Raw genomic sequence first — 23,562 nt, forward strand, 5'->3', positions numbered from 1 at the left:
TCCGAGAGAAGGATCGTAGTGATGTGACAGCCATGGCTCCACTCCGTCAAAAGTGGAAGGTAGCTACCGCTAATTCGGGGACGGCTGTCGGATTCCAGGGATGCTATGGTACGGCACTAGGCAAATGACATTGGTTGCGGAGCGCGCTGTGGACGGGAGTGCTGCATGTCACTGAGGGTCGGCGACTGGGTAGAGATTCGGTCCAAGGAAGAAATCCTTCTTACGCTCGACAGAAATGGTCGACTTGAGGAGCTTCCTTTCATGCCACAGATGTTTCAATATTGTGGTCACCGCTTTCGTGTTTACAAGCGCGCGCACAAGACATGTGACACGATCAATTTTGCTGGCGGACGCAAGTTATCCGGAGGCATCCATCTTGAAAACCTGAGGTGCGACGGCAACGCGTTTGGAGGTTGTCAGGCAGCGTGCCTGGTCTTCTGGAAAGAGGCATGGCTCAGGCCTGTGGCGTCCTCGGACGAGGCAATCGCGCCGCGAACCAACGCGGCGAATGGAAAAGGTTGCACGGAAAGCGACGTGCTGGCTGGTACGCGCGCCAAGAGCCAGCCACTTTCAGGTGGTCCGAGATACTCATGCCAAGCCACAGAACTTCTGGATGCGACCACCCCACTTTCTTGGTGGGATGCCCGGCAGTATGTGGAAGACTATGCATCGGGAAATGCCAGCAAAAAGCGTCTCCTGGTCGGATTCATCTATGCAGCAGTATTCAGTATCTATCACTACATGGGCCGTCTGCATCTCGGGAGGCTCTCCGTGATTGTCAGCTGGCTGTATGACAAGGTGCAGCACATTTACGGTGGCGTTTCATTCCCACGATATCGGGGATCGATACCTGCCGGCCAGCCGGTTCCAACCATCAAGCTTGATCTCCAACCGGGGGAGCTGATCAGGGTTAAGTCCTATGAAGAAATCCTCAAGACCCTAGACACGGATAATAAGAACCGTGGCCTGTATTTCGACGCCGAGATGGTCCCCTATTGCGACCATACTTTCAGGGTCCGGTCGCGAGTAACAGCGTTTGTCAATGAAAAGACCGGACTTCTCAACCGGCTCAGGGGACCGGCGGTCATCCTGGAAAAAGTCTGGTGCAATTCGAGATATAGCGATTGCCGGATGCAGTGCCCAAGAGCCGTCTATCCCTGGTGGCGAGAAATTTGGCTGGAACGGGTGCCTGGCGAGGCAATCGCTCACATGGGGCATGCTACGGCAGCTCAAACGGAAACAAGCGCGTATGCAGCCAGTGATACATGACCCACAAGGCCCTCAGTGCCAAAGGCGAACCCCGCAACCTTAAAAGGGAAGCCATTCAAAGTGGCGTCGCCAGGATGGTGAGCCAGGGGGTGAACCTGATTCTCAGGGTGGGCTATATTGCCATCCTGGCACGCCTGCTCAGCCCTGACGATTTCGGCCTGGTCGCGATGGTGGTGGCACTCACAGGCATTTTCGACGTCTTCACCACCGCCGGGCTTTCCTCCGCTACCATCCAAAAGCATGAGATTTCGTTTGACCAGGTTTCGGCACTGTTCTGGATCAACATACTGGTAGGGGTCTTTCTCGCGCTGCTCTGCGCCGCGAGTGCCTACACGATATCAGCCTTCTACCATGAGCCGCGTCTACTCAGGATCGCCATCGCGGTCGCTCCAGCTTTCCTGCTTAACGCGGCCGGCGTGCAACATGCCGCTCTGATCGAGCGCGACTTGCGTTATGTCACACTCAGCGCGATCGAAACGGGTGCCCTGTGCGTGGGCATCCTGTCCGGTGTGCTGCTCGCGTTGCGTGGCTACGGCTACTGGGCACTGATCGCCCCGACACTTATCTCGCCGGCAATCAACAGCCTGGGCTGCTGGATCGCCACCGGGTGGATTCCTGGATGGCCTCGACGCGGCGCCAATATTCGCTCGCTCTTGCATTTCGGTGGAATCGTCACGCTGAACAACCTCGTTGTCTATATTGGCTACAATGTGGAGAAAGTCCTTCTCGGGCGGCTCTGGGGCGCTGCGTCGCTCGGATTGTATACCCGGGCCTTCCAGCTGATTGGCATCCCTACGGCGACCATCAACAGCGCCGTCGGTGCGGTACTGTTCTCGGCGTTGTCACGAATGCAGCATGATCCCGCGCGGTTGCGGAACTTCTACCTCAAGGGATATTCGATCGTCATCGCGGTGACGGTTCCCATCACAATGTTCTCGTTCCTGTTCGCACATGAGATCATCACCGTGGTGCTGGGCTCGCAATGGACGGGGGCGGCGACCATCTTCCGGCTGCTCACGCCTACCATCTTGGTGTTCGGGATCATCAACCCTACATATTGGCTGCTCATCTCGACCGGCAAGCAGAAGCGCAGCCTGTATCTGGCTTTCGCCATCGCCCCTCTCGTCATCACTTCCTACTGCGCAGGAATCTCCTTCGGCCCCGAGGGCGTTGCACTGAGCTACTCGACGGCGCTGGTGCTCTGGCTCTATCCACACCTGGTGTGGAGCCTGCACGGAACGCCGGTTTCAGTCGGGGATCTGTTGCGGACGATCATGAGGCCATGGATGGCCGGCATCGTGGCCTCGGTGGGTGCGCTGGCAGTGCAGCGCTATCTCGGCCCGGAGGTTCCTTCGCTTCTGCGGCTCGCGGCTGGCGGGCTGGTTCTGATCAGTATCTATGCATTCGTCTTGCTGTTCGTCTTGGGGCAGCTCAAGCTGTTTCAGGATGTGCTGCTGGGCTTTCGAGGCGAGGCGCGGGCCGGCGCTTGACGCAGCCCGCGACTTCGACCGGCGAAGGCCCGAGAGAGAAGCTATTTGGAGGGCAAATGGCCAGTATAGCAATCGTCCATAGCTATCCGTACGACGCGTTCTTCGGCGGAGACGGCGCCTATATCCAGGCGTTCGGGCGATATCTCCTGAAGTCCGGCCACGAGGTACACGGGTATGTATCCAACATAGCGCGCGGCCGAAGGAGTCCAGTCTGTAGGAGTGTATATGAAATAGAGCAGTTTTCTTCGTGGCAGGTTCGTCGAAGTATCAGATTGGGCCAGAGAACATTTCTATCCACGGAGTTGCTTCGGTCCGGGCATCTGGCCGGATCGTTCCTTGGACGGAAGACCGCACCTGTTTCCCCAATGACGGACCAGAACTTTTCCAAGGGAGAGACTCAGTGGGTGCTTGACCGTATCGAAGCTGGACGGCCGGACGCCGTCATACTGTTCCACGATGCCGTGCATTTCGCTCCTTGCCTCTCCTGCAACGGTCACAGGGTTTTCTCACTTGTTGGCCATCTTCAGCACCGCAACGGGGCAGCGCGCTGGGAGGCCGGCGCAACCCCCGGCCCGGACAAGAATTGGACTGAGGAAAAGAGATTGTCAAACTCGCTGAAGGCGGCAGAGTGTGTCGGTTTCAACAGCAAGGATGACGCCTCCTACGCCCGCAACCATCTCGGGGTGACACGCGTGATCTCTCTTGGCATGGGCTTCGACAATCACGAAAAGCAACCCGACAGCAATGAGCCCATCGTTCTCTTCGTCGGGAATGCCACAGAGCCAAATCGTGCCGCACTGTCGTGGTTCCTGAAGGAGGTCTGGCCAACTGTTCGAACCTCATGCCCCACGGCAAGGGTTCGCATCGTCGGAACCGCCGCCTTCACATGTGAGGTTACGCCGGCGGCCGGCCTGGAGTGTGTGGGAGCGCTCCCGGACCTCGCTCCCGAATATAGGCGCGCCCAGCTTGTCGTGGCCCCGCTCGTTTCCGGCAGCGCCGGCGTCAAGATAAAGGTGGCCGAGGCCATGTCTTACGGCCGCCCCCTCGTGACGACCTCGATAGGTGTGGACGCAGGTGACCCCCACCAACTTGATGAGGGAGCGATCGTGGCCAATGGTGGTGCAGACTTTGCACAGGCGGTCATCGCGCTGTTGAGCAATGCGGAACTTCGGCGTCAGAAATCCGAGGGTACCGCGCATGTATTCGCCAGCCTCTTTTCCTGCGATGTGTGCTATGGCCCGTTCCTGTCTTGGCTCCGCAAGGCAGGCCAGGTGGCTGATAGCAGCTTGTCATCACAAATGGTGTAGGGAGGCGGGCGCCTCTCTAAAGTGGCACTCGACAGGATTTGATCAGCACTATGCTGTATCCGCATGCTCCACTTGGCGGGTGGACGAGCCCGACCGACCGGAAACCACTGCCAAGGCCCGTCTGACGGCGCCCTTCGTTCGATAAAGATGGCCCAGCGGCGGAAACAGCCTCAATATCGGAGACAGCGAAAAGCTATATCTAAGCAATTCGACGCCACAAGCGGTCCTTCCTCGGACAATATGAGAGACTGCCGACCAATAAGCGGCATCGGCAACCCGGCGCATTGCCATGCGACGAAGCCCCGATGCCGCCGGCATGGCAGCGCCTTCGCACGAGAAGAAGCTGGCGAATACCGCCTCTCGTTCTTTCAATTGCGTTAATTTGTCCGAAAAGTGGACCACCGTTATTTGTGCTGCATGCACGCGTCGGATACCGAGCGCGCCCTCGAATTCCACGATTGAACCCAACCGCGCGAGGCGAAGCACCATCTCCAAATCGGGCGCGTGCGCGAGTGACGCACGGTAGTGACCCACCGCCTTTTGCGCAGTCATCCTGACCAGCACCGCTCCCAAGGCCAGGGACACTCCCAGATGGCCCAGATGACGACAACAGTCTTCAATGAACCGGGCACCCGCCGTTACGCGCCATCCATCTGGTTGACTTGGTTCGGCAAAATCCTTCCCCTCGATCATGCTGAGATCAGACCCTATGGCGAAAGCAGCCCCAGGATTGCTTTCGAGGACATCAACGGCGCGTTGGAGCGAGCCGTCTGTCAGGAGATCGTCGGCGCACAAAAGGATGAAGTAGTCTCCTCGCGCAAGCTCGACGCCTTCGTTGAAGGACGCAATTGGCCCTACATTCCTGGCGTGGCACACGACTTCAACCCGGCTGTCTTGGGCGGCAAGTCGGCGTGCCACTTCCACGCTGTCGTCTGTTGACGCGTTATCGATAACAACAATCCGGAGATCGTCGATGCCTTGCGAAAGCACACTGCGTATACATTGCGCGAGGAACCGATCAGCGTTGTAGCAGGGTATGACTACATTGATGCTGGGCATCAGCACAGGCTCCCCTTACCTGATTGGTCGCCTCGGTTATCGGAGCGACCTGATGTGGGCCAGCACAGGCACCACGCCACGATCGAGGACAAAGACTTGGTTTCCAGGCCCATCCTCCAACAAATCGGCTGGAAGGTCATGCCGTCTAAAAGGCTAGGGGATGACAATCGACCAAAGGCGTAGGGGCAGGTGCAACCTCATCGCCAGCCTCTCCGTCTCATTCAGCTGCCTGTGAAGCGGCCGGAGAGATATCGGGTCAGCGGCACTTCAGCAAAAAGATAAACCAGCACCGAAACGCAGGTGACGGCCATGGGCGTCACGAACAACAGCACCGAGGCGAGCCGCGCCGAATCTCCGCTTTCGGCAACGAGCTTCTCGGATACGATAGCCACGAACCAGTGGGTCAAGTAGATCGCATAAGTGCATTTGGCGAGAAAGTTCAAGAGCTTGGAGTCGCTGAAGACACCGAGCTGCTCCAGAGCGACAACCCCCAGCAACAGGACCGACATCGGCATGCCGAGCGCGAGGAGACGGGGCAGCGCCGGCCAACAGAAAGGACGCAAGACTGCTGCTAAGGCTCCGAAGGCGACTGCCGCCGCCGCGAGGGTAACGGCCCCGCTCCACGGCAGTTTGAAAGGGAACAGCCCGGAGTTGGAAAGCTTGAAGATGACGATGCCGAAAGCGAAATCGATCAGGATCGGATTGGTGTAAAATACGAAAATGGGGTTCTCAATGCCTGATGTCTCGCCCGCGACCGCAAGAAGAACCGCGAAGGCGGCGGAATAGAGGATCCCATATTTCACGCTGACGAGTTGGAAAGCTGCGATGATCAGGCTGAATTCGACGATTACCAGCAAGGTCCACGTCGGATACAAGATGGGGTAGGGTCCGAAGGGGACGAAGGCGAGCGACATGAAAAGCTCGGACAAGGTCCTCTGATGGCTTTTCATCGCGTAGTTCTCGACAAGAAATGCGAGAATCGTGACGCCCCAATACAAGGGCACGATTCGAATGAGCCTCGTTCGCAAATAGGCGCCGGCCGACCTGCCATTGTTCCCAAGCACATGCGCGGTAAGAAAACCGGCCAGAACCATGAACAGATCCGTCCCGAAACGGAAAATGTCCAAGACACCCGGCTCAATATGGGCGGCGCTCACCACTCCGGACATGTGGATGTAGCCGATGGCGTAGGCGGATATGAGCCTCAAAAGCTGAGGATTGTGCCAGAACCTCCTTGCCCCAGCAGTCCGGGCGGCCGGATGGTATTCCGCGTTCACCCGGGTTATCAGTCCGAAGCTGACCGTGCCTATTGTTGAGAAGATCGCCCCACCCCAGGGACCCCAGCATCCCCTTGAGTCATATGGTCCAATGCATCGGCGATCAGCCCTCAACCGTTCTGTTACGAGGTCGGCCTCGCGGTGGCCTGTCCGTTCTTCTGCACGATCTTCATCCTTTGCGCCCATTGACGCGATCCTCAATCTGGTAGCACCCCCCGCTGCCGCTATCTATCAGTTGGACATTTCACGCGCTCGGAACGCGCCCGAGTTGGGCGACAGCCGCTTGTATGCGGACCGTGCGTTCCGCAGGATCCATTGCGGCGCAAGGAGCGTCGGCACTGCGCGGGTCCAATAGTGCGGCATTCCATGGTAACGGCCGTACAGGTACCTGATCGCTGCGCTCACCGCGATGGTCCGTCCCCCCGCAGTTTTAGCGTTGTTCAACCGCGCCATCACGTGCGTATCAAATATCCGGCGGCGAAACGCTTCGCACACAGCGGGTGTGTCCGCGAACAACGCGAAAGCAATCTGATCATAGGCGGCAACGTCGATCTTCAGGCGATCCAGCCATCCGAACTTGATATTGAACTGGTCGTTGCCCGACCGATAGCCGACACAAGGTTCTTGGACCACGCCCCATTTTCCAAACCGTTCGACAACACGGCCGATGATATAAACTTGGACGTAGTAATTCTTGAATTCCGAGACATTAGGCTCGGATGCGATCTCATTCCATTTGGCACGGTCTATCACCAGGGCGGACATGAAGCCCAGCAGATCACCCATCGTCGCGAACAGCGTACCGGCATCGGCGATCAGTTGTGTAGGCGGGATCCGACGGATGCCGGTCCGGCGCGTCATCGTCACGTCATAGTCGATCACGCCTAGCGTTAGACCGGTTACGCCGGGCCAACGCCGGATCGCTTCCAGCACCCGTGCTAGCCCGCCCGGTTCCAGATGGTCGTCGTCGCCCATCAGCCAGATGTAATCGCCCTTCGCCGCCTCCACGACCGCCAGGAAATTGCCGTCCACTCCCAAGTTCTTCGGCTGGGAAAGCAAGGTGTAGTGCTTGATGCGACCCTTATAGCCTTCGGCCACGGCGACCGTATTGTCCGGTGAAGCATCATCGCTGACCACGACCTCGATCGCGTCCTCCAAAGCTTGGGCGATGATGCTGTCTAACAATTCCGCCAGCATGGACGAGCGGTTGTAAGTCGGGATGCAGATCGAAATGGTCGGCACGGGTTTCGGTCTGCGGCCAGGATCGGTGGTTACACGGCGAGGCCGGCGCGCGCGATGAGCGGCTGCCACCAATGCTCGCAAGTCGTTCTCGTCCATCGTGCTCTCCTGGAGGTCAATCCGAAGACTGGCCGCCGGTCAATCGCCGAACTCCCCGAAATCGGCGTCGACCTGAATCATGAGTTCGAGGTATTTCCACGCTATCCACCGCCAGGAATAACTGCTCGCCCTGGCGTTCCCCTTGGTAACCAAACGCTGCCGCAAGTCTGGGGCTAGCATCAACAGGCGGATGGCTTCGGCCCATGACTGGACGTCGTCGGGATCGGCATAAAGGGCCGAATCCCCGCAGATTTCGGGAAGACATGGCGAGGTCGAGGCCACGACCGGGCAGCCCGAAGCCATCGCCTCGACCGCCGGCAGCCCGAAGCCCTCGATCCGTGACGGGAACAGGAAGCACAGGGCGCCTTCGAGCGCCTTCTTGAAGTCGTCGTCCCCTATGCGGCCAGGAAGGACGATGTTTCCGGGCATTTGCGGGATGTACCTCAGGAGCGTGGCCTCGTCGACATCGCCTGGCATCCACAGGTCAAGACCCATCGCGTCGAGGTGTGGGGCCAGCCTGGCGAGAAGCCCCATGTTCTTATATTCCTGGTCCCGCCTCCCCAAGCAGAGGACATACGGCCTGCTCCGGTCGACGGCCAGAGTTGATCTCGCCGCATCCCACCGGTTCGCATGGTCGCTGCCGTTGTAGGTGACGACGATGTTTTCTTCTGGCGCGATTCCGAACTTGATCAGATGGCTGCGTGAGAGTTGCGAGACGGTCGTGATGCGGGCGGCCTGCCTGCCAAGTGCCGGCAGGATCAAGCGGTGCGCCCAGCGGAATCCTCGCGCGTAGCTCGACGGCATGAGCCTTGTGTGCATGTCATGGATACACGCGATCTGGCGCCTCAGCGCGACGGGAGCGAGATTGCAGAAGCTCAGCAATCCTCCAGGCACATGCCAGGGCAACTGCGCCTGCACCCAAAATTGCGGCAGTCGCGGCCTGCTGAATTCAGGAACGACCCGGACGGGGATGGCATCGAGGCGCAAAGGTTCCGAAAGCGGACGCGGCACCACGAGATCAATCTCCAGGTCGCGACCGAGCGGATGCCCTTCTGAAATGAGGGCGTCGAGAGCCAAGGTGACCTCGCGGGCGTAACGGGCCACACCGGTTGGCCGAAGCGTCGTGAAGTCTCCATTTATCGTCCAGCGCCGTCTCGGCGCTTCCCGGTCCGCGCACACCGCAGCGGGATGGCCGATCAGGAAGTCGGCGCCGGCGACAGCGGATCTGGCCAAGGGCGTGTCGGCACGGTGTCTGTTCGCCGGCCAGGCCGATCTTGGTTGCGGCGACTCCCTCGTATCGAACCCGAGCTTGGCCATGTCCAGCTTCCCCGACCTTCCGGCACCCTAGGCAGACTAGCATTCCCAGGAACACCAAGGCCCTTAAACGTTCGAGGTAGGTACGCTGTCCGACGTCGCCAATCCGGATGATTGCCACTTAGCCGAATGACCCGATGGCCATGGTGACCTGGCGTCTTGACGGTTCCACACTGAAAGTTCCAAGGGGTGGACGACATGGCGCGACGTTGGACGATCAATGGGCGGTTTCTTTCGCAGCCGACAACAGGCGTTCAGCGTTACGCGCGCGAGGTCGTGCGCGCTCTCGACACCTTGTTGGCCGAGCAGAACCCGCTGACCCGCGGCCTCGAGCTTGCACTGCTCCACCCTCCAGGGTCCGGAGACTTCCCCCTGGCTTGCATCGAGCGTCGAGAGATCGGCGGCATGAACGGGCATGCCTGGGAACAGGTGCAGCTCCCCTCATCCCTGGATGGCAGCGGACTGCTCAGCCTCTGCAACACAGGGCCGCTGCTTTCCCGCAAGCATATCGTCTGCGTCCATGATGCAAACGTCTGGAATGCCCCGCAGAGCTATTCATTTGCCTTTAGACTTCTTTACAGGAATCTGTTGCCCGCCCTCGGCAAGACGGCGTGCGGTATTTCGACCGTTTCCAACTACTCCTTGGATGAACTGGTTCGCCGCGACGTCATCCCGGCAGAGCGGGCTTTCGTGGCGCCGAACGGCCATGAGCATGCCTTGCGGTGGGAGCCTGAACACTCAGCACAGACGCGGCTGGCGGCCTCGCGGGAAACCGTTGTCCTGATCGGCAGTGCCGCACCTCACAAGAATCTGGATCTCCTCCTGAACATGGCTGATCGTCTTGGCGAAGCCGGACTCAGAATCGCGATTGTCGGCATGTCGGATTCGCGCGTCTTTAGGTCAGGATCCGCCAGGACCGAAGCGCGAAACATCCACTGGCTCGGCCGCATTTCGGATGGCGAGTTGGCGGCCCTCCTCGGGGACTCGCTATGCCTGGCTTTCCCCTCGCTCACGGAGGGCTTCGGTCTCCCAGCCCTCGAGGCGATGGCCGTCGGCTGTCCTGTCGTGGTTTCAGACCGCGCCAGCCTGCCTGAAGTCTGCGGCAATGCAGCGCTGTTTGCATCCCCAGACGACCAGGACGCATGGTTCGACAGTTTCGTGCAGCTTCGCACTTCTCAGGCCCTGCGCGCTCAGATGATGGGCAAGGGAAAGGCGAGAGCCGCGGAATACAGCTGGAGGGCGACGGGCCTGCGTTATCTCCAGGCGATGGCGGCCGCAGACGGCGTCGATACGGAAACGAAGATCGTCAGGGCTCCCGAATTCACATGATCTCGTGAAGTGCCTGGACGGCGTCTAGCGATTCCAGGATCGCGCGGTCGAAGTTCTCTTCTGAAAAACGTCCTGCATTTCTGGCGCAAGCGCGCGGCGCAATGGCATGGCTATTCTCTTCGAACCGTTCCACTGCCTGCTTGAGGTGATCGACCGTTTGAGCCTTGAACAGCACTCCTGTCGGCTCGGAGGATGATCCTAGCCGCTGTACGATGTCGACGGCGCCGCCGCGACCGAAGGCGACCAGCGGCGTCCCGCAGGCCTGTGCCTCGGCCAGCGCTATGCCGAAATCCTCGCAGCCCGCAAACACCATCGCCTTCGCCCGCGCCAGGGTGTCCACATAGTCTTTCCGGGGCAGGTAGCCCGAGAAGGTGACGTTGGGACCGGCAAGCGCCCGCAAGCAGGCTGATTGCTGCCCTTCGCCAACGATGACCAGTCGCCGCGAAGGCATTTCGTTGAAGGCCCGGATGACAAGGTCGGTGCGCTTGTAGGGGGCGAGGAAGGACGCTGAAACGTAGTAATCGTCCTTATCCTCCACACAAGGCAATTCGCCCAGTGTGACCGGGGGGAAAACGACGCGCGCCTGGCGCCCGTAAATGTGCTGGATACGGGAGCGGACATAATTCGAGTTCGCCAGCATCAGGTCCGGACCGTGCGCGGTTCTCGTATCCCATGTCCTCAGGCGATGGAGCATGTAGCGATAGAGCATTCCCTTGGGGCCGAAACCAAGCCGTCCCTGCTGAAGATAGGAAAATTGTTCATCCCAGGCGTAGCGGACGGGACTGTGCACATAACACAGATGCGGCTGGTCCGGCCTGGTGATGACGCCGCGCGAGAAGGCGGCCGACGACGAGATCACCGCGTCGTAGCCCGTCACGTCGAATTGCTCGATCAGAAAGGGACAGAAAAAGAAGAGGGATCGATAGAATTTATGGACCATCGGTATCCGGTTGGCCGCAGACGTATGGAATTCCACGTCGTGGAAATATTGCTCCTTCACCTCTTGTGGCAGGAAATCGAAAAGCGTGAAGACCTCGGCGTTGGGGAACTGCTTGCAGATTTGCGCAAGAACCCTTTCCCCTCCCCGGAAATTCGGGCACCAGTCATGAACGATCGCTATCTTGGCATTGCTGTCGAAGCCGGGCCCCGGCGCGGCCGGCAATTCTTCGATGGATACATCGATCTTGGCAGCGACGGCCAAATCGGAAGAGCGTTCGTGGAGCATGGTTCCCCCTAGCCTCATAAGGCTGGCAGTCTCCATTCCATGTCGTTGCTCCGGCAAGCTGTCCGATCGGCTACACACCGCTACGGGCGCATGGCCATCTAATACTTGCGGATGTGGTCCGTCACCGGGATACTCCGAAAGCCTGTGTCCGGCGGTAGGCCAGGCTCCTCCCGTCTCCTTTTATGCAGGCTGTGTCGGTCCACTCGTCGGTCTAGGTTTCGGCGGAACCGAAGCTGGATCGAGCATGAGACTCATAGTGATCATCCCGACGCTTGGCCGCAGCGGACAGGTCGGGCGTTTGCTTGGATATTTGGGCGGCCAGACGAGGCTTCCTGATGAGGTCATAGTGTCGGCGCCCGACGCCTCGCATGTCGGCCTGCCGGAAAGCTGTCCTTTCCAGGTGTCACTCGTTTTCGGACCGAAAGGACTGGCTGCCCAGCGGAACAGGGCTCTCGTACCTTCCCTGGGGCGCTTCGACATCATCACATTCTTCGACGATGATTTCGTTCCGTCCGCCGAATATCTGCAGCAGGTCGAGAAAGCTTTCGTGGAAAATGATGGATGGGCGGTGGTGATGGGCACGGTCGTCAGGGACGGTGCCACGAATGCTGGCCTCACCTGGGAAAATGCCGAAGCCGCCTTGCGGGAAAACGAGGGCAAAAAACATGATGGACCGCCGGTGGTCGACCATGTCGGAGCATACGGATGCAACATGTCCTTGCGTTCCTCGCTTGTGGGCGATTTGCGCTTCGACGAGCGCCTCGTCTTGTACGGCTGGCAGGAAGACATCGACTTCACCAGCCAAATGAGATCCAAAGGCCGCGTGGTCTGCGTGACCGCGATCACGGGCGTCCATCTCGGTATCAAGACAGGGCGGGTCAGCGGCGAGCGGTTCGGCTACTCCCAGGTTGCGAATGCGATCTATCTGATCAGGAAGGGCTCCGTTCCGGCCTCTTTCGCTCTTCCGCTGATGTTCAGGAATATCGCCGCGAATCTCGCAAAGAGCCTGCGGCCTGAGCCGTATATCGATCGCAGGGGCAGGCTCAGGGGTAACATGCTGGCGATCCGGCACATCGCCATGGGACGAATCGAACCCGAATACATCCTGAAAATCTGAAGGTGGGAAGACAATGCGGAAATGGCTTGTGACAGTGGCGGCGGCTTCATTGGCGGCGGCTGCCTGCCCCTTGCCGACGGTGGCTGCCGAGTACCTCCTCGGACCTCAGGACAAGGTCAGGCTCAAGGTCTACGAATGGCGCGCATCACGCGACGTGATTTTCGAATGGACGGCTCTCAACGACAGTTTCGTCGTCGGTGCCGACGGCACGCTCTTCCTTCCATTTGTCGGCCAGATACGCGCGCAGGGCACCGCCCCCGGCGACCTCGCCCGCGCGATCGGCGACCGCCTGATGCAGCACATGGGCCTCGGCCGCCAGCCGGATGTCGCTGTCGAGATTGTCCAGTACAGGCCGTTCTACATTGTCGGCTACGTCACGCAGCCAGGCGAGTTCCCCTACAGGCCCGGGCTGACGGTGCTGCAGGCGCTGGGAATCGCCGGCGGCCTGCGAACACGCGAGGAAGACATGTCGAGGCTCGAGCGTGAAGTCATCGTGGGTCAGGGCGATGTGGGTTTGTTGGCGCTGAGCAACGTCAGTCTGCTCGCTCGCAAAGCACGGCTGGAATCAGAACTAGCTGGCAGCGACGACATCGCCTTCCCTGCGCAACTGAAGGACAGAGCTTCGAACGAGACGGTCGCGGTGGCGATGGAGCAGGAGCGCAAGATCTTCGCCGTCCGCAAGGACGCCATGGCGACGCAACTCCGTGCCCTGCGCGAACTCAAGGATTTCCTCGAAAAGGAACTGACCTCGCTCGGCCAGCAGATGGCCTTCCACGACCAACAGATCGAACTTATCCAGAAGGAACTCGCGGGTGTTTCGGCCCTTGTCCAGAAGGGGCTGGCGGTTGCACCGCGGGAACTCTCTCTACAGGGAACGGTCGCACAGATGCAGAGCGACAGGTTGGTTGCCGAGACCTCGCTCTTGCGAGTCAGGCAGGAGATAAGCAAGACCGACATCGAGATCCTCAACCTCGGCAATAGCCAAGCCAGCGAAGTCGCTGCTGCCTTGCGCGAGACGCAACTGCAGCTCAATGAAGTGACCAGCAAGGCCAACACCGCGGTGCAGTTGTTGCACGATACCGAGGTCACGGCCCCTGCTCTGCTCGCCCTTAGAGAGCGCGCCGAAAGGGCCAAGCCGATCTTCAAGATCGTGAGGACGACGGACAGCGGCTCGCAAGAACTCACGGCTGAGGAAACGACGCCGATCGAGCCAGGCGATACCGTGAAGATCGATATCCCCGCCCCGCCGTCCGGCTTGGCTGCTCTACCTGTAGAGGACGACGTCCAGGCAGGGACGGTTTCTGTTCAAGGTACCAATTGACAGGCTTCATGATTGGCGCGGGTGCCGGCTCGCAACGCCTTCGACATGACCTCCGAACCCGAGACCGTTGGTGGCCGCCTGGACGGGTAAAGAACGCGCCGGCGTCATGGCCAGAGCGGTTCAGAGTGGGCGGAGCTGCCAGCTCGCTGCAGGTGCTTGTTTTTCTGCTGTTCCACACGGAAAACCGCCGCGCACCTTTCTTTGAACTGGTTCGCTTCAAGTTCAATGATCTGGCCGACCATGCTAGCAATTTCCGGCGGCACTTGCCTTGCACTTTGAGGCCGCATATCAGTGGGCACGCTGACGATGCCTTCCCTGCCGCAGTGAGGCGATCAGTTCCTGCGGGTATCACTGGAGATGTCGGTGCTCATGAGTGTAATCGCTATATCGGCGGCAGGCGTTCTGATGGGACTGCGCTTCAAGGCTCCTGCGCTGATCGCGGCGACTGCGCTGCTTGTGGTCGGAAGCTTTGCCTGGAATGGGCTCGGGTTGCCGGGCTACGTGACCGTCACTAAGTTCCTGATACTGTCATTCGTCTTGGCTGGCGCCTATATCATCGGTCTGTCCCTGTCCGTCCACCGGAAGCGCAAGGAAAGGTGACACGGCGGGACTTCAGGAAGCCCGGTCGAAACGTATGACTGCGAAAACCGTCCTGAACAGGATCACGATATCGAGCCAAACCGACCAGTTCCGCACATACTGGCAGTCCAGCTTCACGCGGTTGGCGTAGTCCATGCTGCTTCTTCCGTTCACCTGCCACAGACCGGTGAGCCCGGGCTTTGCCCGAAGGTATTCCCCTAAGTGGTCGCCGTAGCATTTTAGTTCGTCCTTGACGATGGGCCTTGGACCCACACAACTCATGTCGCCGCGGATGATGTTGAACAATTGCGGGAGTTCGTCGAGGCTCGACTTACGCAGCATCCACCCAAGCACCGTGACGCGGGGGTCGTTCCTGATCTTGCGGGTCTCCTCCCATTCCAACCTGACTTGAGGGTTGCTGTCGAGAAATGACTTCAGAACTTCGTCCGAATTGGTGACCATCGAGCGGAACTTGTAGCAATCGAATGGCTTTCCGCCAAAGCCGATGCGGCTATGCGAGAACACTGCCGGGCCTCCTGCCGTCATCCTGATCAGCAGAGCAACGACAATCATTACCGGCGCGGCAACCATAAGCGCCGTGAATGCTACTACCAGATCCATGATGCGCTTCAGGAGACCGCCCACAGGAGGGTTCGTCGTTCCCAACCTGAGCGCAGGCGAAAGGTCCGTCAACACTGCCCCGGCACCGTTGTTGTCGGATGCGGGAAGGACGTGCAGGACTGCCGTTCGGCTGTCGGACGGGATAGGCAGAGATGGCTGAACCCAGATCGGGGCTGCCTGATGTGACTCGAAGGCGTTCGTTGTCATGGAACAATCGCTGTTTCGACTTGTTGTTGCACTCTTCCAAGGTCGGAGGTTGTCGACAAGAAGGGCAAAGGAGGTAGCGTGACGCTCAGGGGTTATCCCCCTAATCCCAAGGAATGATCCTCCTAGACTTTTTGCAACTTCCGAAGGAGAATGTCTCGCTACGGTTTCATGCTTTACGGCGCTTGGGCGCGCGGACCCTGGCCAAGAGTACGCCTAGTATCGGGGTCCTGCAGGCCTGCAACGTCTTGACAAGTTCCTGCAGCGTCTGGACCTGTGTCTTGCCCCACTCGGCAACGATCACCACGCCGTCCAGGACAGATCCGACAATCAGTTCGTCGGCACCCGAGGCAAGCGTCGGCAGGTCGAGTATGACAATGTCGTAGGCAGGAAGTCCGTTGGCGGCAAGGTCACTAGCGGCTAGCTCCGAGAGGAACGCCTCCATCTTGCTAGGCGCCAGGAGGTGTCTGGCGTCCACGGTCGAACTGGAAAGGATGTCGAACGGCCGCCCCGCAGCACGAACGATGTTGAGACGGACAGGGTCCTGGCACGGTAGGTCGAGGGCTCCCGACTGGCTCAGAAGCCGCGAGGGGGTCATGGTCGGGCGCCGGATGTCGGCGTCAATCACCAGCGTCTTCAGGCCCGACATCGAGTAGAGCGTAGCGAGATTGCTGGCCACCGAACTCTTCGAACCGTCGTTGGATACGGCAGTCAACCCAAGAAACCTGATCGGGCGGCTGGTTTCCGCAAGGCTTATCTCGGTTCGCACTTTTCTCAGGCTATGGCTGTATCGGGATTGCGGAGATCTTGCCACTTGGTCGACAAGGCCCGATCTTCTGCCGATCGGCGGCAGTTCTCCGAGGCATTCGACGCCCAGATTGTCGCGGATCTGTCGTGGCGACCTTATGGTCCAGTCAAACGCGTGCCTTACAAACGCAAGTCCAATACCGAAAATGAGACCGGCAACCACCGCGAAGGCCAGCATCAACTTCGGCCTTGGAGCGCTCGGATTGAGCGGCGCCGTCGCAGCTGTGATGACCCTTGCATCGGCAACCGGATACGACTGTTGGCTTACCGAGTTGGTGTAGGCCTGCAAGAAGCTCTCGTACATCTTCTGGTAGGTTTCAGCCGTCACCTCAAGTTCTTCGAGCGTCGGCTCAGCACTCGTCCCGTCTGCTTTGGCTTCAATGCCGACGCTGTAGTCGTGCCGTGACCGGAACTGCTGCGCTTTTGCCATGGCCTCATTCATTTGAGTTCGCAGCTGCTGAAGCCGCATTTCCAGCCACGCGCCTCCTTCCTTGGCTGCGTCAGTCTTGGTTTCGATCTGCTCACGTACGAAGGCATCGGCCGTGGCGTTCGCAATCCTGGCTGCGCCCTCGGGATCAGGAGAGGTGAAGGATATGTCAATCGCGTAGGAAACGCCGACTCGGCGGACGTCGAGGCCGTTGCGGAAAACCAACATGCTCCGACGGAACTTCTGAAAATCGGTCAGCATGGGGGGTGCGGCAGGCTCGCTAAGAGCGAAATGCTGCAGCCAGGCGCTTTTCCGCAGCCCCAAGGCGTCAAGCAGGACAGCTCCGGTCTTCGTCAATCTGTCCCGCAAAGTCGGAGACTGGGAACGATTGAACTGCGCATCGTCGACGAGTTTCAACTGGTCGAGCACCATCGCTGCGATTTTTTCCGACTGCATTACAGCGATCTGGCTTTCCACCTGGGCAGTATCCAGTGACAGATCCACTTCGCCGCCCTCCTGCAGGTGTTGCGGCAATTTCGGCTCGATCAGAATCTGCGCGCTGGCGATGAAAGTTGGGTCGGTGCTCGAATTGTAAAACCCCGCCAACAAGAGAGCCATGGCAAGGCAGGCAATGATAGTTCCAGCGTAGCGGCGCAGAAATTCGGTAATGTCGGAGAGCCCAATGAACTCTTGGCCGGCGGAAGCCTGCTGGTCCGTCATCGAGGGCCATTGATTGGTGAACATGCGATTCATTCAGCTTCTCCTGCAGGCATACGCAGACACCCAGAGCAGCCCGCTCCATGCAGGCGGCCGTTGCATGCGGCCGGTCTTTGCATTGAAAGCCGAGGCCCCGCGATCCCAGACTGCTGCGGAAGATTACTCCCGTGATCCGGAAGGTAAATGCCGCCAATTGGCGTATGCGAAACTTAGGACCCGTGGGGCGGTAGAACGCGCGGCAGCGCTGCTCTCGCGGCGTCGACAAATGACGTCTGCTGTTCCAGCAAGGCCTGCCGTCCGCGGATGATCGCCAGGTTCTGCTCGAGAGTACCGATCTGCGCGGACATGCGTTCGGGACTCTCGCCATTTTCCATCGCTTCCAGGGCGAACGCAGCACAGTCCGTGACCCTTTCCACGCAAGGGCGCAGTGCCGCGATTTCCTTCTCGATGTCCATCTGAATGACCTCCAGAAGACGGGTCAGGCGACCGAACCGCCGTTGGTCGACATTCTGGCCGAATGGGAACCTGAGTGCGGTCAGCGGCATGTTGCAGCCATCTTTCTCGTTGCACCCGAGAGGGGACGCACCTTGCAGAATACAAGACTCTCATGCTTGCACGAGACATCCTTTCGGTCATCGGCGGGCATGCTCATATTGGATGAGGGGTGGCAGCTAGGGCGATAGGGCTACTCGAATTCATGAAGGCGGCCACGTGCGGCGCGTGCTACGACTGTTTGCGCTAAACTGCGGAGCGGAAATCGTGACCGTGAACATAGTCGGACACGCGAGTCCAAACACATTCGCCTTCAAAACCAGTGCCCCGATCAAAGCCACGGGCTTTCAGGACGGCACCTGGGGCCTGGGCGTCGTCGAACAAAGCGGAGATCGTCCTGGTTGTGGAAAGCCTGTGTCGCCAGAGCGGCGCCGAGAGATACTCGAGGCTCTCGATGGCGTGCTGGGCGGCAATCCAGAGTTCGGAGCCTACAACCAGACATTCTGAGAGGAATTGGACCATGTCTGACCGGATCGTAAGTTTTGTCATGAGCGGGGGGGTCGGCTCACGGCTGTGGCCGCTCTCGCGCGAAGACAACCCCAAGCAATTCCACGATCTTTCGGGGGATGGCTCTATGCTTGCCAAGACTGTTCGTCGCCTTAAGGCGCGGCCGGACGGAGAGACGCCGATCTACCTGATAGCCTCCGAACGGCATGCCGAGCGCGTTATCTCGGACCTAGTACCGCTCGGCCTGAACGGCGGCAGACCGATCTTCGAGCCGGTCGGCCGCAATACCGCGGCCGCCGTCGCCATAGCCACCCTGCAAACGATCTCCGAATATGGAGCCGACGCCCTTGTGCTCGTGGTCCCCTCCGACCATCAGATATCGACGACAACGCAATTCTGGGAAACCGTCAAGGCCGGCGTGCCTGCCGCCGATTCAGGAAAGATCATCGTGTTCGGGATCAAGCCGACGCATCCCGAAACCGGATATGGTTACATCGAGACCACGGCAGATGCTGACGCAGTAGCCTCGGTTTCGCGCTTTGTCGAAAAGCCGAACGCCAAGTCGGCTCGCAAATACATGTCTTCGGGACAATTCTACTGGAACGCCGGCATTTTCCTCTTTCGAGCCGACACCATGCGGGAGGCTTTTCTCCAGTTCCAGCCCGACATCTGGGACGCCGCGGAACGGGCTTACAAGGGAGCGCGGACCGACGTCTCGGGCCTTTATTTGACACAAGGCTTCTACTTGGCCGTCCCCTCGACCTCGATCGACTACGCAATCATGGAGCATGCGCGCGACATCGCAATGGTTAGGGCCTCGTTCCACTGGACCGACCTTGGCTCATGGCAATCCCTAATGGAGGCCAGCCCCACGGACAGCAACGGCAATGTCACAATGGGCGATATCGTCACCATCGATTGCCAGGACTCTTACTTCAGAAGCCAGGGCAGACTGCTGACCGTCGTCGGGATGAAGGATGTTGCGATCGTGGCGACGCCAGATGCGGTATTCGTCGCACCCGTCAGCCACAGCCAGAACGTGAAAAAAATCGTCGAACAGCTGGAGAAGAGCGGACGCCTCGAAACGAAATTTACTGCCTCCGAAGACCGGATCATCATCAGTGGCTCATGGCGCAAGCGCGTGGAGCACTGGCTCTTCGAAGAAACCCTGCCGCTGTGGTCCACCGCTGGCGTCGACGATGTTTACGGCGGCTTCCATGAGGCCCTGGGCTTCGATGCGAGGCCATTGGGCAAACCCAAGCGCATGCGCACTGCGGCTCGCCAGATTTACGCTTTCGCAGTCGCCAAGGAACGTGGCTGGACTGGTCCGGCGGACAAACTCATCGAACACGGTATCGACTTCATCGCAAGATTCGGCCGCACGAACCGCGGCGGGTGGGTGCGAACTCTCAATGCCAACGGCAGCGTGGCCGACCCGACCGAGGACGCCTACGACCATGCCTGCGTGCTCCTGGCGCTGGCTCAAGCTCACCGATGCGGACATCACGATGCCCTGGAACTGGCACAACAGACGTTTCATTTCATCGACGCCCATCTCGAGCACGACAGTCTGACCGGGTTCCTCGAGAGCCCCGGCTGGAACGGTGCGCGGTCTTCGAACCCACACATGCACATGCTGGAATCATTTCTTGCCTGGTATGGCGCCACGGGCGACCGTGAATATCTGCGTCGGGCAGCACGCATCATCGATCTCTTCCGAAGCCATTTCTTCGACCAGGAAAGCTGGACGGTTGGGGAACGTTTCGACGCCGATTGGTTGCCGTTGCAGGGAGATGAAGGACAGTGGACCGAACCGGGGCATCACTTCGAATGGGCTTCGCTCCTTGTCGATTTCGCACGAGCGAGCGGCCAGAAAGACTTGGTAGCCTACGCAAGGAAGCTCTATTCATCGGCGGTCGCCAGTGGATTGAACCGGGCAACAGGTCTGGCTTTTGCTGCCGTATCGCGGCAGGGAATTCCTCTCGACCGGCTCTCCCGCAGCTGGCCGCAATGCGAAGCCGTCAAGGCAGCCGTAGCCTTGGATGGCATTGGCGGGCCTGACCTGAAAGCTGAGATCGAAGCCCGTGTCGCGCGCCTGTTCAGATGGCACATCGATCCCGCGCCGCTTGGCTTGTGGATCGACAGGATTGACGAGCGCGGAAGGTCACTGGCAACGGAGGTGCCGGCGAGCATCTTCTACCATCTGGTGACGGCATTGATGCAGTATCTGGACAAGACCGCGGGCCAAGTCGAACCTTTCCCGCTTCCTGCTTCGGACGTGAGCAAGACGGGTTTGAGGCAGGTACTGGGTCGCTCCTGATGCGACGATCCTGAGATACGGTGTTCGTGCCGAACCGTGGTTGGCGAAGGTCGTCTGCACCGAACCTTGACGACCGCAGATATCGGCTCCTGGCGCGGCCGCTAAGGCACAGCCTTGGCCGCGCGCACCGGCAACGCTCGCTTTCCCCCGGTCGTCGGCCGCCGTGAGGCTGCCGGTGCTGCCAGGAGTTCCGAGGCAATGAATATGAGGTTCTCGCCGTTGACGAGGCTGTCGATCTTCCTTCCGCTCAAAAGCGAGTAGACGAAAGTGAGGCAGCCTCGGCCGGGAAACATAAAGTCGTGTGGTTCCACGATGATGCACGGCACATGCTTGAGGACCTTGCCGCAGTCTCGCGTTGCCTCCAGCTCCGCGCCTTCAATGTCCATCTTAAGCATCAGCAATTTCGCCTTGGGCAGTCTGGCAAGAAGGCCCCGTAAGGTGACCGACGGCACGCCTTCTCCGTCTGCCACGCCCCGTGCCCACGATGGGCGCTCGCTGTTGACAAGTGCAACTTCGCCCTCGTGGCACCAGAGTGCGCCGTAAACAGACATGATCCGCTCTAGACCGGCGCAGTTCGAGAGTAAGACTTCATGCGTTTGGCGATCCGGTTCGATGGCCATCACCACAGCATCAGGATACTGGTCTCTGAGGAAAATCGACGAGTAGCCAACGTTAGCGCCGGCATCCACGATAACGGGTATGATCCCCCTCCGTCTCCATCCTGCCGCGAGCCGGTTGAGCGCGCTCTGTCCACCCTTTCCAATTTCATATTCGCCGTGCCCAAAAATTTGTGACATGACAAACAAGTCGCTGTCGGTAGGCCTGATCAGCAATTCATGATCGCCACAGCGAACTTTCATCGCCGAGCCGATCCCGAGTGCGCGGCGAAGGAGTACTGAGACCAGTTTCCTCCAGCCGATGGCGCGCGCGAGCCCGTCAATGTGATAGAGCTTGGCGTAGAACGTCCGGTTCATCGTCGCAGTATCACCTGAGGATGTGCCAATCTCCATACACCCTTAGGGAGTAGCCAGGCCGGCTCGCCACCGAAGCAAATTGCCCGCACACACCCCCCGCATGCATATTCCTGCCATCATGCCCTCCCCGGTTCGGTCGTAGGCATGCTTCCTGCGCCGCTTATCAGCAAGGTACCGCAAGGTGATAGCGACGTCGTAGCTACGGCAAATTCGGTAGCACTTGCCTCTGTGTCGCTGCCTCAAAGCGGGATAGTATGCTTTGGGAAGATGCCTGACGCCACATTGAACGACCTCTCCCGATCATGGAAATGCGGTTAATTCGTCAAGGCGTTGTAACTTTGAGACGTGAACCATCTTGTCCGAACGGTTGAGACGCAACGATGGCCAAAAAAAAAGTCCGTGCGAGACCCAGCAGTGACCTTCTGAAACTGCTTGCCACAAGGCCTAGAGCGGTGGCGCTTGCTGCGCTGCACGTGAGTGAATCCGTGCTGCTGGAACTCGAAGCGTCCGAGCTTTTGTCAGCAGCAGAGATTAGAGGGCTACTTAAGGACGCGTCGATGACGTTACGAAATGCCGCCGAGCAAGCGGACAATCGCAGCTGCCTCGTCGCCAGCGAAATAGTCGATTCCATGCGGGAAAATTTCAAGAGAAATAAGACTTAACCTGTCGCCATCGGCCGACCGGGAAAAACTTGTTATCTTCAACCAAAACTGCCGTTGCCACGTCATCGATAGCGCATTGGAGCATATTCTTCACATCAATTTTAATGTACGGTGTATGCGAGGGAGGTAGTTCGGGCAGTAGTTGGGCGGGGTTGCTTCTGAATGACGCCACATCCATTTTTGCGCGGGAATGAAAAACGCCTGTCGTATGAGGACGATACGGCGCTGATCAAAAGGCTGGGATTCACGCCGAAGCGCTATCTGGCGGAGACGGTCATCGTCAATCAGGGCGAGGATTGCGATCGCATGTTCATTGTCGAGTCGGGCTGGGGGTGCATTTCTCATGAACTTGCCGGCGGGCAGCGACAGATTCTAGATTTTGCACTGAAAGGCGACATCGTCCTACCTCAGTCCTACTCGGGCAGGGCTCTTGAAACGTTTGTGGCTCAAACCGAAATTTCAGTTCTGGTGGCTTCGACCAAGACATTTGCCGTTGCGGCCATGCAGTCGCCCCATCTGTTCTCCCTTGTTCTCGAAACCCTCGTGCACAATGCAGCGGTTGTCGCTCAACATCTCACCAATGTGGGACGACGCAGCGCCTTGGCGCGGACGGCGCATCTCTTCCTCGAACTGATGACGCGTCTGGAACGAATCGGCTCTGTCACGCGCAACAGCTATGAATGCCCTCTCACCCAGTACGATCTGGCGGACGCACTGGGACTCACTCCCATTCATGTCAACCGGATGCTGCGGGAACTGCGCGAGCGCAAGTTTCTCGAATTTCGGCAGGGCCACGTTCGTGTGCTCGATCAGCAGGGCCTGACTAAATTTGCTGGATTCGAGCAGGAATATGTCGACGGTTGAGACGTCCCGGCATGCGATGGCAAGCAATCTTGTTCCCCAGTAGCGGCCATCGGGCAAGATCGAGGACGGGCTTTTCCGGGCAGCATCCACTTTCCGGCGGCGGATCTGTTCCGTGTGGCCCGCTCCCTATTCCGACTGGCGTCCGCTGGCCAGGCGCCGGCCAATTCAATCTCGGTTTCTTGGCGCGATCTCTCGCGGTTGCCTAAGCGACACCGTCCTTGGCGTCCCGCTGCAGCGGCGAGTCCGCTCGGCCCAATTTGAGGACCACAATCAGGAGCGATAATTGGTGCTCGGTGCTCGGATCCTAAACAGAGCGTAGCTCTTCCACCAGACCTATGGCCC

21 protein-coding genes are annotated in these 23,562 nt (G+C 59.2%); 11 read left to right on the forward strand and 10 right to left on the reverse strand.

Annotation, left to right across the window (positions count from 1 at the left end; genetic code table 11):
• Positions 1 to 165 precede the first annotated feature (165 nt).
• The 3 genes from M729_RS01000000136085 to M729_RS0128900 all read left to right on the forward strand — a co-directional run bounded on the left by M729_RS01000000136085 (position 166) and on the right by M729_RS0128900 (position 4,066).
• Positions 166 to 1,269 (forward strand): hypothetical protein, encoded by a 1,104-nt coding sequence (locus tag M729_RS01000000136085; RefSeq protein WP_024505408.1) that lies wholly within the window; start codon positions 166 to 168, stop codon positions 1,267 to 1,269.
• Positions 1,266 to 2,759 (forward strand): lipopolysaccharide biosynthesis protein, encoded by a 1,494-nt coding sequence (locus M729_RS0128895; protein WP_024505409.1) that lies wholly within the window; start codon positions 1,266 to 1,268, stop codon positions 2,757 to 2,759. The genes M729_RS01000000136085 and M729_RS0128895 overlap by 4 nt, the downstream gene beginning before the upstream one ends.
• A gap of 365 nt (positions 2,760 to 3,124) precedes the next feature.
• Positions 3,125 to 4,066, forward strand: a complete 942-nt coding sequence (locus tag M729_RS0128900; RefSeq protein ID WP_024505410.1) for a glycosyltransferase family 4 protein — start codon at positions 3,125 to 3,127, stop codon at positions 4,064 to 4,066.
• A 48-nt stretch (positions 4,067 to 4,114) separates the two neighbouring features.
• Here M729_RS0128900 and M729_RS0128905 read toward each other — a convergent pair whose 3' ends face one another.
• From M729_RS0128905 to M729_RS0128920, 4 genes are all read right to left on the reverse strand, one after another.
• Positions 4,115 to 5,125: a glycosyltransferase family A protein gene (locus tag M729_RS0128905; RefSeq protein WP_024505411.1), complete on the reverse strand. Its 1,011-nt coding sequence runs from the start codon at positions 5,123 to 5,125 to the stop codon at positions 4,115 to 4,117.
• A gap of 221 nt (positions 5,126 to 5,346) precedes the next feature.
• Positions 5,347 to 6,402 carry an acyltransferase gene (locus tag M729_RS0128910; protein WP_164752850.1) on the reverse strand — a complete coding sequence of 352 codons (1,056 nt, stop codon included), beginning with the start codon at positions 6,400 to 6,402 and terminating at the stop codon, positions 5,347 to 5,349.
• 231 nt (positions 6,403 to 6,633) lie between these two features.
• The gene (locus M729_RS0128915) at positions 6,634 to 7,740 is read right to left on the reverse strand and encodes a glycosyltransferase family 2 protein (protein WP_196815422.1); all 1,107 of its coding nucleotides are present in this window, start codon (positions 7,738 to 7,740) and stop codon (positions 6,634 to 6,636) included.
• A gap of 39 nt (positions 7,741 to 7,779) precedes the next feature.
• Entirely contained in the window at positions 7,780 to 9,057 is a 1,278-nt protein-coding gene (locus M729_RS0128920; RefSeq protein ID WP_024505414.1) for a glycosyltransferase family 1 protein, read from the reverse strand.
• Positions 9,058 to 9,252: 195 nt separating this feature from the next.
• On the opposite strand from M729_RS0128920, the gene M729_RS01000000136090 reads away from it, so the two are divergent.
• Entirely contained in the window at positions 9,253 to 10,383 is a 1,131-nt protein-coding gene (locus tag M729_RS01000000136090; protein WP_024505415.1) for a glycosyltransferase family 1 protein, read from the forward strand.
• Here the strand turns inward: M729_RS01000000136090 and M729_RS0128930 are convergent.
• A complete protein-coding gene (locus M729_RS0128930) occupies positions 10,376 to 11,608 on the reverse strand; it encodes a glycosyltransferase (protein WP_027163616.1) in 1,233 nt (410 codons plus the stop codon). The two genes, M729_RS01000000136090 and M729_RS0128930, sit on opposite strands and share 8 nt — an antisense overlap.
• Positions 11,609 to 11,852: 244 nt before the next feature.
• On the opposite strand from M729_RS0128930, the gene M729_RS0128935 reads away from it, so the two are divergent.
• Together M729_RS0128935 and M729_RS01000000136095 are read left to right on the forward strand one after the other, a co-directional pair.
• Positions 11,853 to 12,725 (forward strand): glycosyltransferase family A protein, encoded by an 873-nt coding sequence (locus tag M729_RS0128935; protein ID WP_024505417.1) that lies wholly within the window; start codon positions 11,853 to 11,855, stop codon positions 12,723 to 12,725.
• A gap of 49 nt (positions 12,726 to 12,774) precedes the next feature.
• Positions 12,775 to 14,046 (forward strand): polysaccharide biosynthesis/export family protein, encoded by a 1,272-nt coding sequence (locus M729_RS01000000136095; RefSeq protein ID WP_245267659.1) that lies wholly within the window; start codon positions 12,775 to 12,777, stop codon positions 14,044 to 14,046.
• 104 nt (positions 14,047 to 14,150) lie between these two features.
• On the opposite strand, the gene M729_RS1000000138635 is transcribed toward M729_RS01000000136095, so the two are convergent.
• Positions 14,151 to 14,288 carry a hypothetical protein gene (locus M729_RS1000000138635; protein ID WP_155924994.1) on the reverse strand — a complete coding sequence of 46 codons (138 nt, stop codon included), beginning with the start codon at positions 14,286 to 14,288 and terminating at the stop codon, positions 14,151 to 14,153.
• Between the two features lie 127 nt (positions 14,289 to 14,415).
• On the opposite strand from M729_RS1000000138635, the gene M729_RS0128950 reads away from it, so the two are divergent.
• Positions 14,416 to 14,646: a hypothetical protein gene (locus M729_RS0128950; protein ID WP_127219079.1), complete on the forward strand. Its 231-nt coding sequence runs from the start codon at positions 14,416 to 14,418 to the stop codon at positions 14,644 to 14,646.
• Positions 14,647 to 14,658: 12 nt separating this feature from the next.
• Here M729_RS0128950 and M729_RS0128955 read toward each other — a convergent pair whose 3' ends face one another.
• From M729_RS0128955 to M729_RS0128965, 3 genes are all read right to left on the reverse strand, one after another.
• Positions 14,659 to 15,453 carry a sugar transferase gene (locus tag M729_RS0128955; protein ID WP_024505420.1) on the reverse strand — a complete coding sequence of 265 codons (795 nt, stop codon included), beginning with the start codon at positions 15,451 to 15,453 and terminating at the stop codon, positions 14,659 to 14,661.
• A gap of 166 nt (positions 15,454 to 15,619) precedes the next feature.
• Positions 15,620 to 17,437, reverse strand: a complete 1,818-nt coding sequence (locus tag M729_RS01000000136100) for a GNVR domain-containing protein (RefSeq protein WP_050596371.1) — start codon at positions 17,435 to 17,437, stop codon at positions 15,620 to 15,622.
• Positions 17,438 to 17,610: 173 nt separating this feature from the next.
• Positions 17,611 to 17,946 (reverse strand): hypothetical protein, encoded by a 336-nt coding sequence (locus tag M729_RS0128965; RefSeq protein WP_027163619.1) that lies wholly within the window; start codon positions 17,944 to 17,946, stop codon positions 17,611 to 17,613.
• A gap of 214 nt (positions 17,947 to 18,160) precedes the next feature.
• On the opposite strand from M729_RS0128965, the gene M729_RS1000000138640 reads away from it, so the two are divergent.
• Complete coding sequence (locus tag M729_RS1000000138640) at positions 18,161 to 18,400, forward strand: hypothetical protein (RefSeq protein ID WP_127385353.1); 240 nt, start codon at positions 18,161 to 18,163, stop codon at positions 18,398 to 18,400.
• Between the two features lie 13 nt (positions 18,401 to 18,413).
• The gene (locus M729_RS0128975) at positions 18,414 to 20,720 is read left to right on the forward strand and encodes a mannose-1-phosphate guanylyltransferase/mannose-6-phosphate isomerase (protein WP_027163621.1); all 2,307 of its coding nucleotides are present in this window, start codon (positions 18,414 to 18,416) and stop codon (positions 20,718 to 20,720) included.
• A 101-nt stretch (positions 20,721 to 20,821) separates the two neighbouring features.
• Here M729_RS0128975 and M729_RS0128980 read toward each other — a convergent pair whose 3' ends face one another.
• Complete coding sequence (locus M729_RS0128980) at positions 20,822 to 21,694, reverse strand: FkbM family methyltransferase (RefSeq protein WP_024505424.1); 873 nt, start codon at positions 21,692 to 21,694, stop codon at positions 20,822 to 20,824.
• A gap of 380 nt (positions 21,695 to 22,074) precedes the next feature.
• Here M729_RS0128980 and M729_RS0128985 point away from each other — a divergent pair, with 380 nt between their 5' ends.
• Together M729_RS0128985 and M729_RS0128990 are read left to right on the forward strand one after the other, a co-directional pair.
• A complete protein-coding gene (locus tag M729_RS0128985) occupies positions 22,075 to 22,356 on the forward strand; it encodes a hypothetical protein (protein ID WP_024505425.1) in 282 nt (93 codons plus the stop codon).
• A 162-nt stretch (positions 22,357 to 22,518) separates the two neighbouring features.
• A complete protein-coding gene (locus tag M729_RS0128990) occupies positions 22,519 to 23,220 on the forward strand; it encodes a Crp/Fnr family transcriptional regulator (protein WP_024505426.1) in 702 nt (233 codons plus the stop codon).
• The last annotated feature ends 342 nt before the right edge of the window (positions 23,221 to 23,562 follow it).

The sequence above is a fragment of the Mesorhizobium sp. WSM1293 genome, assembly GCF_000513875.1.
GTDB classification, from domain to species: Bacteria; Pseudomonadota; Alphaproteobacteria; order Rhizobiales; family Rhizobiaceae; genus Mesorhizobium; species Mesorhizobium ciceri.

Bases quoted from the DNA above. Each gene is read 5' to 3' on its own strand.
- M729_RS0128920 (WP_024505414.1), bottom strand. From the start codon at position 9,057: ATGGCCAAGCTCGGGTTCGATACGAGGGAGTCGCCGCAACCAAGATCG.
- M729_RS0128975 (WP_027163621.1), top strand. From the start codon at position 18,414: ATGTCTGACCGGATCGTAAGTTTTGTCATGAGCGGGGGGGTCGGCTCA.
- M729_RS0128955 (WP_024505420.1), bottom strand. From the start codon at position 15,453: ATGACAACGAACGCCTTCGAGTCACATCAGGCAGCCCCGATCTGGGTT.
- M729_RS0128950 (WP_127219079.1), top strand. From the start codon at position 14,416: ATGAGTGTAATCGCTATATCGGCGGCAGGCGTTCTGATGGGACTGCGC.
- M729_RS0128990 (WP_024505426.1), top strand. From the start codon at position 22,519: ATGACGCCACATCCATTTTTGCGCGGGAATGAAAAACGCCTGTCGTAT.
- M729_RS0128965 (WP_027163619.1), bottom strand. From the start codon at position 17,946: ATGCCGCTGACCGCACTCAGGTTCCCATTCGGCCAGAATGTCGACCAA.
- M729_RS01000000136100 (WP_050596371.1), bottom strand. From the start codon at position 17,437: ATGAATCGCATGTTCACCAATCAATGGCCCTCGATGACGGACCAGCAG.
- M729_RS0128935 (WP_024505417.1), top strand. From the start codon at position 11,853: ATGAGACTCATAGTGATCATCCCGACGCTTGGCCGCAGCGGACAGGTC.
- M729_RS0128905 (WP_024505411.1), bottom strand. From the start codon at position 5,125: ATGCCCAGCATCAATGTAGTCATACCCTGCTACAACGCTGATCGGTTC.
- M729_RS0128980 (WP_024505424.1), bottom strand. From the start codon at position 21,694: ATGAACCGGACGTTCTACGCCAAGCTCTATCACATTGACGGGCTCGCG.
- M729_RS01000000136090 (WP_024505415.1), top strand. From the start codon at position 9,253: ATGGCGCGACGTTGGACGATCAATGGGCGGTTTCTTTCGCAGCCGACA.
- M729_RS01000000136085 (WP_024505408.1), top strand. From the start codon at position 166: ATGTCACTGAGGGTCGGCGACTGGGTAGAGATTCGGTCCAAGGAAGAA.
- M729_RS0128985 (WP_024505425.1), top strand. From the start codon at position 22,075: ATGGCCAAAAAAAAAGTCCGTGCGAGACCCAGCAGTGACCTTCTGAAA.
- M729_RS0128895 (WP_024505409.1), top strand. From the start codon at position 1,266: ATGACCCACAAGGCCCTCAGTGCCAAAGGCGAACCCCGCAACCTTAAA.
- M729_RS0128915 (WP_196815422.1), bottom strand. From the start codon at position 7,740: ATGGACGAGAACGACTTGCGAGCATTGGTGGCAGCCGCTCATCGCGCG.
- M729_RS0128900 (WP_024505410.1), top strand. From the start codon at position 3,125: ATGACGGACCAGAACTTTTCCAAGGGAGAGACTCAGTGGGTGCTTGAC.
- M729_RS1000000138635 (WP_155924994.1), bottom strand. From the start codon at position 14,288: ATGGTCGGCCAGATCATTGAACTTGAAGCGAACCAGTTCAAAGAAAGG.
- M729_RS0128930 (WP_027163616.1), bottom strand. From the start codon at position 11,608: ATGCTCCACGAACGCTCTTCCGATTTGGCCGTCGCTGCCAAGATCGAT.